Annotated in this window: 12 protein-coding genes; 8 read left to right on the top strand and 4 right to left on the bottom strand. The window is 66.0% G+C overall.

Annotated elements, in window-relative coordinates; all coding sequences use genetic code 11:
- From AC5P9C_RS12560 to AC5P9C_RS12535, 6 genes are all read left to right on the top strand, one after another.
- Positions 1-430: methyl-accepting chemotaxis protein (locus tag AC5P9C_RS12560; protein WP_495205171.1), on the top strand; the 430-nt coding region annotated here is incomplete at its 5' end.
- A gap of 34 nt (positions 431-464) precedes the next feature.
- Positions 465-1,334 carry a CheR family methyltransferase gene (locus tag AC5P9C_RS12555; RefSeq protein WP_049416359.1) on the top strand — a complete coding sequence of 290 codons (870 nt, stop codon included), beginning with the start codon at positions 465-467 and terminating at the stop codon, positions 1,332-1,334.
- Complete coding sequence (gene cheD / locus AC5P9C_RS12550; RefSeq protein WP_014037083.1) at positions 1,331-1,927, top strand: chemoreceptor glutamine deamidase CheD; 597 nt, start codon at positions 1,331-1,333, stop codon at positions 1,925-1,927. The genes AC5P9C_RS12555 and cheD overlap by 4 nt, the downstream gene beginning before the upstream one ends.
- Complete coding sequence (locus tag AC5P9C_RS12545) at positions 1,924-2,997, top strand: protein-glutamate methylesterase/protein-glutamine glutaminase (protein ID WP_074726309.1); 1,074 nt, start codon at positions 1,924-1,926, stop codon at positions 2,995-2,997. Before cheD ends, AC5P9C_RS12545 begins: the two co-directional genes overlap by 4 nt.
- Positions 2,998-3,401: 404 nt before the next feature.
- Positions 3,402-4,040, top strand: a complete 639-nt coding sequence (locus AC5P9C_RS12540; RefSeq protein ID WP_343542107.1) for a hypothetical protein — start codon at positions 3,402-3,404, stop codon at positions 4,038-4,040.
- Positions 4,037-5,512, top strand: coding sequence for an XVIPCD domain-containing protein (locus AC5P9C_RS12535; protein ID WP_495205170.1), 1,476 nt, complete (start codon positions 4,037-4,039; stop codon positions 5,510-5,512). The genes AC5P9C_RS12540 and AC5P9C_RS12535 overlap by 4 nt, the downstream gene beginning before the upstream one ends.
- A gap of 90 nt (positions 5,513-5,602) precedes the next feature.
- On the opposite strand, the gene acnB is transcribed toward AC5P9C_RS12535, so the two are convergent.
- Genes acnB through AC5P9C_RS12520 form a run of 3 tightly spaced genes read right to left on the bottom strand, consistent with a single transcriptional unit; the run spans position 5,603 to position 8,868 of the window.
- Positions 5,603-8,194, bottom strand: coding sequence for a bifunctional aconitate hydratase 2/2-methylisocitrate dehydratase (gene acnB, locus AC5P9C_RS12530; RefSeq protein ID WP_049407406.1), 2,592 nt, complete (start codon positions 8,192-8,194; stop codon positions 5,603-5,605).
- A gap of 44 nt (positions 8,195-8,238) precedes the next feature.
- Complete coding sequence (locus AC5P9C_RS12525) at positions 8,239-8,637, bottom strand: type II toxin-antitoxin system VapC family toxin (protein WP_005416402.1); 399 nt, start codon at positions 8,635-8,637, stop codon at positions 8,239-8,241.
- 6 nt (positions 8,638-8,643) lie between these two features.
- Positions 8,644-8,868, bottom strand: a complete 225-nt coding sequence (locus AC5P9C_RS12520; protein WP_005409505.1) for an AbrB/MazE/SpoVT family DNA-binding domain-containing protein — start codon at positions 8,866-8,868, stop codon at positions 8,644-8,646.
- 302 nt (positions 8,869-9,170) lie between these two features.
- Between AC5P9C_RS12520 and acnA the strand changes: the two genes are divergently transcribed.
- Positions 9,171-11,924, top strand: coding sequence for an aconitate hydratase AcnA (gene acnA / locus AC5P9C_RS12515; RefSeq protein ID WP_150826565.1), 2,754 nt, complete (start codon positions 9,171-9,173; stop codon positions 11,922-11,924).
- 151 nt (positions 11,925-12,075) lie between these two features.
- Here acnA and AC5P9C_RS12510 read toward each other — a convergent pair whose 3' ends face one another.
- The gene (locus tag AC5P9C_RS12510) at positions 12,076-13,626 is read right to left on the bottom strand and encodes a BCCT family transporter (protein WP_049466778.1); all 1,551 of its coding nucleotides are present in this window, start codon (positions 13,624-13,626) and stop codon (positions 12,076-12,078) included.
- Positions 13,627-13,795: 169 nt separating this feature from the next.
- Here AC5P9C_RS12510 and betI point away from each other — a divergent pair, with 169 nt between their 5' ends.
- The gene (betI, locus tag AC5P9C_RS12505) at positions 13,796-14,386 is read left to right on the top strand and encodes a transcriptional regulator BetI (protein WP_014647011.1); all 591 of its coding nucleotides are present in this window, start codon (positions 13,796-13,798) and stop codon (positions 14,384-14,386) included.
- Positions 14,387-14,393: the final 7 nt, after the last annotated feature.

Here is a 14,393-nt window from a genome sequence, read left to right as displayed (position 1 = left end):
CGAAGGCTCCAGCCTGGTCCACCAGGCCGGCAGCACCATGGGCGAGATCGTCGCCTCGGTGCAGCGCGTGACCGACATCATGGCCGAAATCTCCGCCGCCTCGCAGGAACAGAGCGCCGGCATCGAGCAGGTCAACCAGACGGTGGTGCAGATGGACGAGACCACCCAGCAGAACGCCGCGCTGGTGGAGGAAGCCACGGCCGCCGCACGCGCCATGGAAGAGCAGGCCGCGCAGCTCGCAGACGCGGTGGCGATCTTCCGCCTCGACAACCAGGTGGCTGCTGCAATGAAGGCCGCGGCCGCGCGCGTCGAGCCCGCCCGCGCGGCCCCTGCAGCGCGCCCGCAGCCCGCCAGCGTGCCAGCACCGGCGCGGCGCGCAGGCGGCAGCGGCACCTTCGTTGCCAGCGACAGCGACTGGCAGGAATTCTGACCCACTGCGGTGGCTTCGGCCACCGCCTCCGCCGATGGACACGTCCCCCGTGCAAAGTCCTACTCCCATCGTTACCGGCCCGCGCGAATTCGAGTTCGCCGACCGTGATTTCCGCCGCGTCTGCGACCTGATCTACCAGCGCGTGGGCATCGCGCTCGCCCCGGCGAAGCGCGACATGGTCTATGGCCGCCTGTCGCGCCGCCTGCGCACGCTGGGCATGCGCAGCTTCCAGCAGTACCTGGACCATCTGGAACAGGAGGACGGCGACGAGTGGCAGGCGTTCACCAATGCCCTGACCACCAACCTGACCTCGTTCTTCCGCGAGCCGCACCACTTCGACAAGCTGCGCGAAGAACTCCAGCAGCGCTCCAGCCGCACCCCGCTGCTGCTGTGGTCGTGCGCGGCGTCCACCGGCGAAGAGCCCTACTCGATGGCGATCACCGCCTGCGAGGCCTTCGGCACCCTGAAGCCGCCGGTGCGCATCATCGCCACCGACGTCGATACCCAGGTGCTGGCTACCGCCGGCCGCGGTGTCTACAACATCGATCGCGTCGCCAGCCTCGATCCGGACCTGCGCCGCCGCTACTTCCAGCGGGGCAGCGGCCCGAACGAGGGCCAGTGCCGCGTACTGCCGGCGCTGCGCGAGTTGATCGAGTTCCGCCCGTTGAACCTGCTCGCCCCACGCTACGACGTCGGTGGCCCGTTCGATGCGTTGTTCTGTCGCAACGTGATGATCTACTTCGACAAGCCCACCCAGCGCGCCATCCTCGGTCGCCTGGTCCAGCACCTGGCCGACGACGGCCTGCTCTACACCGGCCACTCGGAGAACTACCTGCACGCCGCCGATCTGATCCAGCCCTGCGGCCGCACCCTGTACCGCCGTGCAGCGAAGGCCGGCGCATGAACGCTTCGCTGCGTACCGACGATGTGATGCGCTACCAGGATGCGCGCTTCCAGACCATTGCCGCCAAGCTGCTGCCGACCCAGTACCTGGTGGTCGATGACACCACCGCGCTGACCACCACCCTGGGCTCGTGCGTGGCTGCGTGCCTGCGCGACCCGGTGCTGAAGATCGGCGGCATGAACCATTTCCTGCTGCCCGAAGGCAACGCCGGCGATGGTGCACCCGCGCGCTACGGCAGCTACGCGATGGAACTGCTGATCAACGACATGCTCAAGCGCGGCGCCCACCGCAAGCGCATCGAAGCCAAGGTGTTCGGCGGCGCCAACGTGCTCAAGGGCTTCACCAGCAATCCAGTGGGCACCCGCAACGCCGAATTCGTGCGCCAGTACCTGCAGGCCGAGCACATCCCGATCATCGCCGAGGACCTGTGCGGCATCCATCCGCGCAAGATCTGGTTCTTCGCCGACACCGGCCGCGTGGTAGTGCAGCGCCTGCCCCATGCACATGAGGCCGAAGTGGCCGCCACCGAATCGGCCGTGCGTGCACGCCTGTCCAAGGCGCCGGTCACCGGTGGCGTGGAGCTGTTCGAATGACCTTCACCGGCAACGCTCCCTGCCGGGTGCTGATCGTCGACGACTCCGCCGTCGTGCGCCAGATGCTCACCGAGATCCTGTCCAGCGATCCGGCCATCGACGTGGTCGGCACCGCCGCCGACCCGCTGCTGGCCCGTGAAAAGATCAAGCGACTGGCCCCGGACGTGATCACCCTGGACGTGGAAATGCCGCGCATGGACGGGCTGGCGTTCCTGGAAAACCTGATGCGCCTGCACCCGTTGCCGGTGGTGATGATCTCCTCGCTGACCGAGCGCGGCGCCGACACCACCCTGCAGGCACTGGCGCTGGGCGCCGTGGATTTCGTTTCCAAGCCGAAGTTGGACGTGGCCCGCGGCCTGCAAGGCTACGCCGACGAGATCATCGCCAAGGTCAAGATGGCGGCGCGCTCACGCGTCCGCCCGCTGGTGCGTGCCGCCGCACCGAAACTCCTGCTGGACGCCGCGCCCGTGATGCGCCCCGCCGCTCCGCAGTTCCGCACCACCGACCGGCTGATCGCGATCGGCTCCTCGGCGGGCGGCACCGAAGCGCTGCGCGTGGTACTGGAAGGCATGCCGGCCGACGCGCCCGCCGTGGTGATGACCCAGCACCTTCCGGCCAGCTTCAGCAGTGCCTTCGCCGAGCGACTGGACCGCCACTCGGCGATGGCCGTGCGCGAGGCCAGCGACGGCGAAGCGGTGTTGCCCGGCCACGCCTACCTGCCGCCGGGCGGCAAGCACCTGCGGATCATCCGCGACGGTGCGCGCTGGCGCTGCCGCGTCGACGACGGTCCGGCCGTAAACCGCCACAAGCCTGCGGTGGACGTGCTGTTCCGCTCGGTCGCGCAGAGCGCCGGTGGCAATGCGATCGGTGCCATCCTCACCGGCATGGGCGACGACGGCGCGCGCGGCCTGCTGGAAATGCGCCAGGCCGGCGCGCCGACGCTGGTGCAGGACGAAGCGACCAGCGTGGTCTGGGGCATGCCCGGCGCCGCGTTCAAGCTGGGCGCGGCCGAGGAACAGGTACCGCTGGAGCGGATCGCCGAGCGGTTGCTCGCCCTCGCCCGCAGCTGACAGGCCCCTGTGGAGCCGAGCCCACGCTCGGCTCTGCACCCTGCTGAACACCTCCACGAGACGTCAGGCTCAATTGCCGATCCGCCGGCAGTGCCTTCGACCATTGATGCTTCAACGGCGCTGCTCGAGGCTTGACCCTGCCGCAGGCGATGCGCGTCGACCGGGAGCCCGCAGGGCATCGACTTGGAGCGCGGCTGGAGCGGGTCGTATAGTCAGGCATCGCACAGCAATGGAACGCCGATGAACGTTACCCCGCAAGGCCGCGCTGCTCGGGTACGCAGGGAGGGAAGTCCGCAATACCCACTGCGCAACCTGTCGCATTTGCCCGGATGTGTCGCCTTCGTTCGTGATGGGACCGCATGTTCCAAGGAGCAAGGACAATCCTGCAGCGACATGGACTGCCCATGCTGAAAATTCTCCCGACCCTTGCTCACGTTGCGTTGATCGCCTCGATCACACTGGCCGTCCCGGGCTGCAGCAAGGAACGCTCATACCCGGTCTATCGCGAGAACCCTGCGCCAAAGGATGCGCTGCCGATTGTGGTCCGGGTCCATGATGCACCCGTGGATGTCCCCGTTCCTTCGGTCTTCGTCACGTATGAGATAGACCCACTCTGTCTCCCTCCGGTCAACAATTGGGAGGGGGTGCAGTACGAGCCGAACCAGCACAAGGTTGAGCTTCAGGCACAGCGCCTCAGTGCAACTGAATTCAGCACTGTTGTTTTCAACGACGGCATGGAAGTTGCCGACTATTACGGTCGTGGCCCGTGCACTTGGACACCCGTGCTCGTGGAAGCTTCATTCGCCTTCATCATCGATGATCGTCCTATCCGCGCGTCCGTCGCAGCGCTTTTCACGGAAATTGAGGGCGGGAGAACCTTCACTGCGTACGTAAAGCGCGCATTGCCACGCTTGACCACAGGACAGTCGACAGAGCGAACGCCAACCGAGCCTTCAAGTTGGTACGAAAAGATGCCCCCAGAGAAGCGCGAGGAATACTTCCCAATCGAAGTCTCCACACGGATTGAAGGAGGACCGCAATGAATCCCAGAGAAAGCGCGGCGCTCTCGGACAATGTCTATATGGACCCGCTTCCGCCCGTCAGTTCCGACATCACCGTCGGCGGAACAAAGTACGAAGTCCTGGCCTGTCGTGACTCTGGGAGCGGATATCAGGGCGTTGTCTACCTCAACATCAATACAAAGGAAGTCATCGTCGCCCATCGCGGTACCGAGTTCGATCGCCAGCCCATGCTTGATGGCGGCATCGACGCGGCGATGGTCACCGCCAGAGTCAACGCGCAACTGAGCGATGCGCTGGCGCTGACAAAGCAGGCCCTCAGGCTGGCCGATGAAAGAGGATCCGGCCCAGTACACGTCACCGGCCACTCGCTGGGCGGCGCGCTCGCGCAGATCACTGCGCATCACTACAACCTCCCCGGTGATGCATTCAATCCCTACGGTGCCGCCGGGCTGGCGTATCGCCTTCCCGAAGGCCAGCCGGCCAACGCGGCGCCCTTCACCAACCACGTGATGGCAGGCGACCTGGTCAGCGCGGGCGGTCCTCATTACGGCAAGGTCGAGATGTATGCGCTGCCCAGGGAACTGGAGGTTCTGCGCAACGCCGAGCACGGCCAGCGCATCGCTTCGCTTGGAACACCCGGGATGAAAAGCGGCCATGTCATGTCCGCCGCAGTGGCCGTCCAGTTGGGCGACTCCCATCGATTGGTGCATTTCCTTGATCGCGTGACCGACAAGGGCCCGGTGCCGTCTGTACTCGACAATCCGCAGGCCCGGATCACAGATCCTGACGACCTGCGCCGGATTGCCGACTATCGCCGTGATGTTCATCAGCTGCGTGCGGGCACCACCGTGCTGGTCGGCGGCGGACCTGGCCTGCTGCGCGACGGGATCAATTACCTGCGCGGTACCGAGGAAGCCGGTGCATATGCCCGCCGCGAGGCTGAAGCGGAGCAGCGGGCCCGGAATGCGCTCAAGCCGGGGGAGCAGCTGATCCAGGATGCAACCGACAAGGGCTCGCCCTCGCTCGGCAATCCTGCCTTCTCTCCCAGGAGTCCATTGCAGGAGAGCATTGAGTCAACCTTGGACAAGGCAAGCTTGGATCCCAGGAAGGAAGGCCATCCAGACCATGCGCTCTACCAGCAGATTCGCGAGGGTGTATCCGCCGTGGATGCCAGGCACGGGCGCAGCTTCGATGAAACCAGCGAGCGCATGACGGCCAGCCTGCTTGCGACGGCCAAGCGCAGCGGCCTCGAACGCGTTGATCATGTGGTCCTGGGCACTCCACCCAGCGATGGCTCGGGCCCTCGCATGTTCGTTGTGCAGGGAGCACCGGAGAATCCAGCACACCTGCGGGCGTCGGTACCGATCAGCGAGGCAATCAATACGACGGTGGAGCAGTCGCTCGCCAAGGCCGAACAGATTACGCAGGCACAGCAGGTCGGTCAGCAGGACCACGCCCAGGAGCAGACCCGAACCGCGATGCGGATGGGCTAGGCCACCCAGCGCGCCGCACACAAAAAACCCCCGGCTTTCGCCGGGGGTTTTTTGTTTCAACGGAATGCCGGCCAGCGGCCGGCACTACCCTCAGGCAGCGACCGTCTTGGCCACGTCCTGGTATTCCTCGATCTGGTCGAAGTTCATGTAGCGATAGATCTCGGCGCCGCTGGCGGCGATCACGCCCACATCGGCCATGTACTCCTCCTTGGTCGGGATGCGGCCCAGGCGCGAGCAGATCGCCGCCAGTTCCGCCGAACCCAGGTACACGTTGGTGTTGCGGCCCAGGCGGTTCGGGAAGTTGCGGGTCGAGGTCGACATCGCAGTGGAGCCTTCACGGATCTGCGCCTGGTTGCCCATGCACAGCGAGCAGCCCGGCATTTCCATGCGCGCGCCGGTGGCGCCGAAGGTGCCGTACACGCCTTCCTTGGTCAGCTCCGAGGCGTCCATCTTGGTCGGCGGGGCCACCCACAGGCGGGTCGGCAGGTCACGCTTGCCTTCCAGCAGCTTGGCCGCGGCGCGGAAGTGACCGATATTGGTCATGCACGAACCGATGAACACTTCGTCGATCTTGGCCCCGGCCACTTCGGACAGGGTCTTCACGTCGTCCGGGTCGTTCGGGCAGGCCACGATCGGCTCGTGGATGTCGGCCAGGTCGATCTCGATGACGGCGGCGTACTCGGCGTCGGCATCCGGCTCCAGCAGCTGCGGGTTGGCCAGCCAGGCTTCCATCTTCTCGATGCGACGCTGCAGCGAACGCGGATCCTGGTAACCCTCGGCAATCATCCACTTCAGCAGCGTGATGTTGCTGGTCAGGTACTCGATGATCGGTTCCTTGTTCAGGCGCACCGAGCAGCCGGCGGCCGAACGCTCGGCCGAGGCGTCGGACAGTTCGAACGCCTGTTCGACCTTCAGCTCCGGCAGGCCTTCGATTTCCAGGATGCGGCCGGAGAAGATGTTCTTCTTGCCAGCCTTGGCCACGGTCAGCAGGCCGGACTTGATCGCGTACAGCGGGATCGCGTTGACCAAGTCACGCAGGGTCACGCCCGGCTGCATCTTGCCCTTGAAGCGCACCAGCACCGACTCCGGCATGTCCAGCGGCATCACGCCGGTGGCAGCGGCGAAGGCGACCAGGCCCGAACCGGCCGGGAACGAAATGCCCACCGGGAAACGGGTGTGCGAGTCACCGCCGGTACCTACGGTGTCCGGCAGCAGCATGCGGTTGAGCCAGCTGTGGATCACGCCGTCGCCCGGGCGCAGCGAAACGCCGCCACGGGTGGAGATGAACTCCGGCAGGGTGTGGTGGGTCTTCACGTCCACCGGCTTCGGGTAAGCGGCGGTGTGGCAGAACGACTGCATCACCAGGTCGGCCGAGAAGCCCAGGCACGCCAGGTCCTTCAGCTCGTCGCGGGTCATCGGGCCGGTGGTGTCCTGCGAGCCGACCGAGGTCATCTTCGGTTCGCAGTAGGTGCCCGGGCGCATGCCCTGGCCTTCCGGCAGGCCACAGGCGCGGCCGACCATCTTCTGCGCCAGCGAGAAGCCCTTGCCGGTATCGGCCGGCTGCACCGGCAGGCGGAACAGGTCGGTCGGGGCCAGGCCCAGCGCTTCGCGCGCCTTGCCGGTCAGGCCACGGCCGATGATCAGCGGAATGCGGCCGCCGGCACGTACTTCATCGAACAGCACGTCGGACTTGACCTGGAACTCGGCGATCACTTCGCCGTTCTTCAGCGCCTTGCCTTCGTACGGGCGCAGCTCGATGACGTCGCCGTGCTCCATCTTCGATACGTCCAGCTCGATCGGCAGCGCGCCGGCATCTTCCATGGTGTTGTAGAAGATCGGTGCGATCTTGCCGCCCAGGCAGACGCCACCGGCGCGCTTGTTCGGGATGAACGGAATGTCATCGCCGGTCCACCACAGCACGCTGTTGGTGGCCGACTTGCGCGAGGAACCGGTGCCGACCACGTCGCCGACGTAGGCAACCAGGTGGCCCTTTTCCTTCAGCGACAGGATCTGCTGGATCGGGCCGCGCTTGCCGTCTTCTTCCGGGGTGAACGGCGCATCGTCGCGCTTGTTCTTCAGCATCGCCAGGGCGTGCATCGGAATGTCCGGGCGGGTGGTCGCGTCCGGTGCCGGCGACAGGTCGTCGGTGTTGGTTTCGCCCGGCACCTTGAACACGGTGACGGTCAGGCTCTGCGGCACTTCCGGATTGCTGGTGAACCACTCGGCATCGGCCCAGCTCTGCAGCACGGCCTGGGCGTTGGCATTGCCCGCCTTGGCCTTTTCCTGCACGTCATGGAACGCATCGAACACCAGCAGGGTCTTCTTCAGGCCATTGGCGGCGATGGTGCCGACGCTGGCGTCGTCCAGCAGCTGCACCAGCGGGGCCACGTTGTAGCCGCCGAGCATGGTGCCCAGCAGTTCGGTGGCGCGCTCACGGCTGATCAGCGGGTTCTGCTCGCTGCCCAGGGCGATCGCCGCCAGGTACGACGCCTTGACCTTGGCCGCGTCATCGACGCCGGCCGGCACGCGGTGGGTCAGCAGGTCGAGCAGGAACTCGGCCTCGCCCTGCGGCGGGTTCTTCAGCAGTTCGATGACATCGGCCGTCTGCTGCGCGCTCAGCGGCAGCGGCGGGATGCCAAGCGCAGCGCGCTCGGCGACGTGGTGGCGGTAGGCTTCCAACATGACAACTCCCGGGTAATGCGTAGGTTGAAAAATCAAAAGTGGGCTCAGGCGTGCGGCACGATCAGCTTCAGGCCCTTGAAGTAGTCGCGGTAAAACGTGTCGTTCCAGGTGATCAGGCCATCGCACTGCAGCAGTGCGTGGGCGCCGACCATGAATTCATCCAGGCTGCGGCGGCTGCCGCCGCGCTGGCGATGACGGCGGTGCATCTCGCCGGCGCGCAGTGCCGACTTGGCTTCCATCGGGTTGAAGTGCACGCCCATTTCTTCCAGCGCTTCGAGCACCTCGGCACCGCCGCGCAGCGATGCGCAGACTTCGGCCAGGGTCGCGCCGCAGACCACCACGCGGCCGCCGACCAGGCTCTGCCGGAGGATGGCTTCCACGGCATCGGCCTGCGGGCCATTGCTGAGCAGCTCGACCAGTACCGGTGAATCGACGGCGATCATCACGGCTTATTCCTCGTCGCGCACCGCGCGCACCGCCGCATCGGACGACTCGAAGCCGTCCAGCGCGAACTTGCCGCGCGCCCGTGAAATGGCATCGTCAACACTCTTGCGCAGGATGATGCGGCTGCCGTCCAGCTCGACCTTCAGCAGCGTGCCCTTGGTCAGGCCGAGGGCATCACGCACCGCCTTGGGCAGGGTGATCTGTCCGCGTTCTGCAACAGTGGCTTCCATCGGTAGGCCCTCCAGAGTATGCACAAATTATACATACTTCCCCGGGCATACTTCCACCCTGAACAGGACCGGCGCCCCGCCAGCCCTTGCCTCGCAAAGGATCGGCCACAAACGTGACATACGCCATACACCTTCCCCTGTAGTCTGGAACCGATGCCGCAGGTCGGAACCCGGCCCGGATGAACCCATTCAGTCCGGGGTTCATACTGGGATGACCGGGGCCGTCAGGCCCGCGGCGACCGCAAGCAGGCCCGCCCATGCGCGGGCCACTGCAAGCCATCCGCAAGAAGGAGTTACCCCGCATGAGCGATTCGTTCTCCACCCGCAGCCAGCTGAACGTCGGCGGCAAGACCTACGACTACTTCAGCCTGCCCACGCTGGGCCAGCGCTTCGATATCTCCCACCTGCCCTACTCGATGAAGATCCTGCTGGAGAACCTGCTCCGGCACGAGGATGGCGGCGTCACCGTCGGCAAGGACCACATCGAGGCCGTGGCCCGCTGGAACCCGGCCGCCGAACCGGACACCGAAATCGCCTTCATGCCCGCGCGCGTGGTCCTGCAGGACTTCACCGGCGTGCCCTGCGTGGTCGACCTGGCCGCGATGCGCGACGCCGTCGTCAAGCTCGGCGGCAAGCCGGAGCAGATCAACCCTCAGATTCCCTCCGAACTGGTCATCGACCACTCGGTGCAGGTCGACGTGTTCGGCAAGCCCGACGCGCTGGACCTCAACGGCAAGATCGAATTCCAGCGCAACCAGGAACGCTACGGCTTCCTGCGCTGGGGCCAGAAGGCCTTCGACAACTTCAAGGTGGTGCCGCCCAACACCGGCATCGTCCACCAGGTGAACCTGGAAAACCTCGCCCGCGTGGTGATGACCGCGGACAAGGATGGCAAGGCCGTGGCCTACCCGGATACCGTGTTCGGCACCGACAGCCACACCACCATGATCAACGGCATCGGCGTGCTGGGCTGGGGCGTGGGCGGCATCGAGGCCGAGGCGGCCATGCTCGGCCAACCGTCGTCGATGCTGATCCCGCAGGTGGTCGGCTTCAAGCTGACCGGCAAGCTGCCCGAGGGCGCCACCGCCACCGACCTGGTGCTGACCGTCACCCAGATGCTGCGCAAGCTCGGCGTGGTCGGCAAGTTCGTCGAGTTCTACGGTGATGGCCTGCAGCACCTGCCGCTGGCCGATCGGGCGACCATCGGCAACATGGCCCCGGAATACGGCGCCACCTGCGGCATCTTCCCGATCGACGCCGAGTCGCTGAACTACCTGCGCCTGTCCGGCCGCAGCGAAGAGCAGATCAACCTTGTCGAGGCCTATGCCAAGGCGCAGGGCCTCTGGCATGAGCCGGGCAGCCCGCATGCCCAGTACAGCACCACGCTGGAACTGGACATGGGCACGGTGAAGCCGTCGCTGGCCGGCCCGAAGCGCCCGCAGGACCGCGTGCTGCTGGAAGACGTGCAGAAGAACTACCGCGAAGCACTGGTCGGCATGACCAGCAACCGCGACAAGCGCAGTGATGATGTGTCCTCGTTCGTCAATGAAGGCGGCGGCGCGGCGGTCGGCAACGAGCAGCTGGCCAAGGGCTTCGCCGACATCGAGATCGAAGGCCGCAAGGTGCGGCTGAAGGACGGCGCGGTGGTCATCGCCGCCATCACCTCGTGCACCAACACCTCCAACCCGGCGGTGATGATCGGTGCCGGCCTGCTGGCCCGCAACGCGGCCGCCAAGGGCCTGAACCGCCAGCCGTGGGTGAAGACCTCGCTCGGGCCGGGCTCGCGCGTGGTCACCGACTACCTGGAAAAGGCCGGCGTGCTGAAGGAGCTGGAGAAGATCGGCTTCTACGTGGTCGGCTACGGCTGCACCACCTGCATCGGCAACTCCGGCCCGCTGCCGACCGAGGTCAGCGCTGGCATCGCCGCCGGTGACCTGGTGGTCACCTCGGTGCTGTCGGGCAACCGCAACTTCGAGGGCCGCGTGCACCCCGAAGTGAAGATGAACTACCTGGCCAGCCCGCCGCTGGTGGTGGCCTACGCCATCGCCGGCACCACCGACATCGACCTGACCACCCAGCCGCTGGGTACGGGCAGCGACGGCCAGCCGGTGTTCCTGCGCGACATCTGGCCGAGCAACAAGGAAATCGGCGACGTCATCGCTGCCACCATCGGGCCGGAGATGTTCAAGCAGAACTACGCCGACGTGTTCAAGGGTGACACCCGCTGGAACACCATCGCCTCGCCGGACGGCAACCTGTACGCGTGGAGCGATGCGTCCACCTACATCAAGAACCCGCCGTACTTCGATGGCATGACCATGCAGACCGGCAGCATCGACGACGTGCACGGCGCGCGCGTGATGGGCCTGTTCGGCGATTCGATCACCACCGACCATATTTCCCCGGCCGGCAACATCAAGAAGGACTCGCCGGCAGGCCGCTTCCTGCAGGAACGCGGCGTGCAGCCGGCCGACTTCAACAGCTACGGCAGCCGCCGCGGCAACGATGACGTGATGGTCCGCGGCACCTTCGCCAACATCCGCATCAAGAACCTGATGTTCGGTGGCGAGGAAGGCGGCAACACCCTGTACTACCCCGCCGGTGGTGGCCAGCCGGAGAAGCTGGCGATCTATGATGCCGCCATGAAGTACAAGGCCGACAAGGTGCCGCTGGTGGTGCTGGCCGGCAAGGAATACGGCACCGGCTCGTCGCGCGACTGGGCGGCCAAGGGCACCCTGCTGCTGGGGGTGAAGGCAGTCATCGCCGAGAGCTTCGAGCGCATCCACCGCTCCAACCTGGTCGGCATGGGCGTGCTGCCGCTGCAGTTCCGCAACGGCGAGAACGCCCAGAGCCTGGGCCTGGACGGCTCGGAAGTGATCGACATCACCGGCCTGCAGGACGGTGCCAGCAAGCGCGCCACGGTCACCGCGACCAAGGCCGACGGCACGAAGAAGACCTTCGAGGTCTCGGTGATGCTGCTGACCCCGAAGGAGGTCGAGTACTTCCGTCATGGCGGCCTGCTGCAGTACGTGCTGCGCCAGCTGGCCAGCAAGTAACGTTCCGCTCTCGGTAGAGTCGACTGCTAGTCGACTACCCAACAAAAGGGCCGGATCCTCGCGGATCCGGCCCTTCCTGTTTCTCTGCAGACAGGCATGGTCTGGCTCTACCGCATCTCCGGCGGCACCGGGATGGGCGCCAGGTGCGCGCTCACCGGCGTGGCGCATCCGGGTCGGTGCGCAGCGCCTTCAACAGGCCCCACATGTAGAACGCCAGGGTGAACGAGAACGGCAGGCCACATAGCACCACCGCCGTCTGCATCGCGCTGAAATTGCCGGCCAGCAGCAGGCCGACGCTGGCCACGGTGATGCCGGCCGCCCAGAACACGCGCAGCCAGATCGGCGCGTCATGGCCATCTTCGACGCCATCGTCAACGCGACGGGTGCACAGGTTGGCGATCATCAGCGTGCCCGAATCGACCGGGGTCAGGAACAGCACGAAGCCGATCACCACTGCGGCACCGGCCACGTACGGCGCGCCGGGCAGGTACTCCAGCAGCTTGAACAGCGTCATCGCCGCATCGTGCTGGGCCACCTCGCCCAGGATCGACTGGCCATGGTTGAGCACCAGGTCGATGGCGGTGTTGCCGAAGATCGACAGCCAGGCCAGGGTGAAGCCGAGCGGGATCAGCAGCACGCCCATGATCACTTCGCGGATGGTGCGGCCGCGCGAGATGCGCGCCACGAAAAGGCCGACGAACGGCGCCCAGGCGATCCACCACGCCCAGTAGAACAGCGTCCACGACCCCATCCATTCACGGCCCTTGGGATCGTTGAGGTACATGTCGAAGCTCTTGCGCACGAACGCGCCGAGATAATCGCCGGTGTTCTGGATCAGGCCGTCGAACAGGTGCAGGGTCGGGCCGGTGACCAGCACGAACAGCAGCAGGCCGCACAGCAGGCGCACGTTGAGGTTGGACAGCCACGCAATGCCCTTTTCCACGCCAGCGACCACGCCGATGGTGGCCACCACCATCATCACCAGCACGATGGCCACCAGCACCTGCGGCGTATCCGGGATGTGGAACAGGTAGACCAGGCCGGACTGCACCACCAGCGCGCCGATGCCGAGGTTGGTCACCATCGAGATCAGCGTGGCCAGGATGCCGAAGCCATCGACCATGTCGCCGATGCGGCCATGGATGCGCTCACCGAAGATCGGGTACAGCGCCGAGCGCAGCGCCAGCGGCAGGTCGCGGCGGTAGGCGAAGTAGCCCAGCGCCACCCCGACCAGTGCATACAGCGCCCAGCCATGCAGGCCCCAGTGCAGGAAGGTCAGCACCATCGCCTCGCGGCCGGCGGCCACGGTGCCGCCAGGCTGCCCGGGCGGGTGCAGGAAATGGTCCAGCGGCTCGTAGGCGCCGTAGTACAGCAGCGCGATGCCGATGCCGGCCGAGAACAGCATCGAGACCCAGGCAACGTAGCCAAAGGCCGGTGATTCCTCGTTGTGGCCCAGGCGGATGCGGCCGTAAGGCGAGAACGCCAGCCACAGCACGAAACCCAGGCACAGCACGATCAGCAGCATGTACCACCAGCCGAACGCGGCAGAGACCTCGGCCTGCGCCCATTGCAGCCAGTGCTCGCTGCCTTCGGGATAGAGAACGGTGAGCAGCCCCAGGATGCCGATCGACACCGATGAGCTGAGGAAGACAAAACGGTTCAAGCGCAGGGGCGAACGCTTGGGATGAGCCAGGGAAGACATGGGATCGTCTCATCAGTCCGGGGGAGCACATGGGCGGGGCCGGACCGGAAAACCGGGCCCATGGCGTGGGGCGCGAGCGCATCCTAGGGTTTATTGATTGAACGTTCAATCAATAAAAAGCATAATGGCCGGCAACCCGATCCTTCGGGTCGCAAACCGTGGAGAGACAATGCCGAAGAAAGGCGTGGAACCGGTACGGCGCGAACAGCTGATCCGGGCCACTTTCCAGACCATCGACGAGATCGGCATGGCCGACGCGACCGTCGCCACCATCGCGAAGAAGGCAGGGCTGTCCAGCGGCATCGTCGCCCACTACTTCGGCGACAAGGACGGCCTGCTCAATGCTGCAATGCGGCAGATCCTGCGCGAACTGAAGGACGCCGTCGCCCGCTACCGCGCCGAGGCCAGCGATGACCCCCGCGAGCAGCTGCGTGCCATCGTCGATGGCAACTTCGACGACAGCCAGATCAACGGTACCGCGATGCGCGTCTGGCTCACGTTCTGGGCCGCCAGCATGCATCAGCCGGAACTGGCCCGGTTGCAGCGCGCCAACGACCAGCGCCTGTTCTCCAACCTGTGCCACCAGTTCAACCGCCTGCTGCCCCATCCGCAGGCGCGCCTGGCCGCCCGTGGCCTGGCCGCGATGATCGACGGCCTGTGGCTGCGCGGCAGCCTGGTCGGCGGCCAGTTCAACGCCGACAAGTCCCGGCGCATCGCCTACGGCTACATCGACTTCCAGTTGCAGGCTGCCGCGCTATAAGCGCTTC

It is taken from the genome of Stenotrophomonas sp. YJH_SMC_10 (assembly GCF_059371555.1).
The sequence above is the reverse complement of the archived record's forward strand: the minus strand, read 5'-3'. Positions and strand labels throughout refer to the sequence as shown.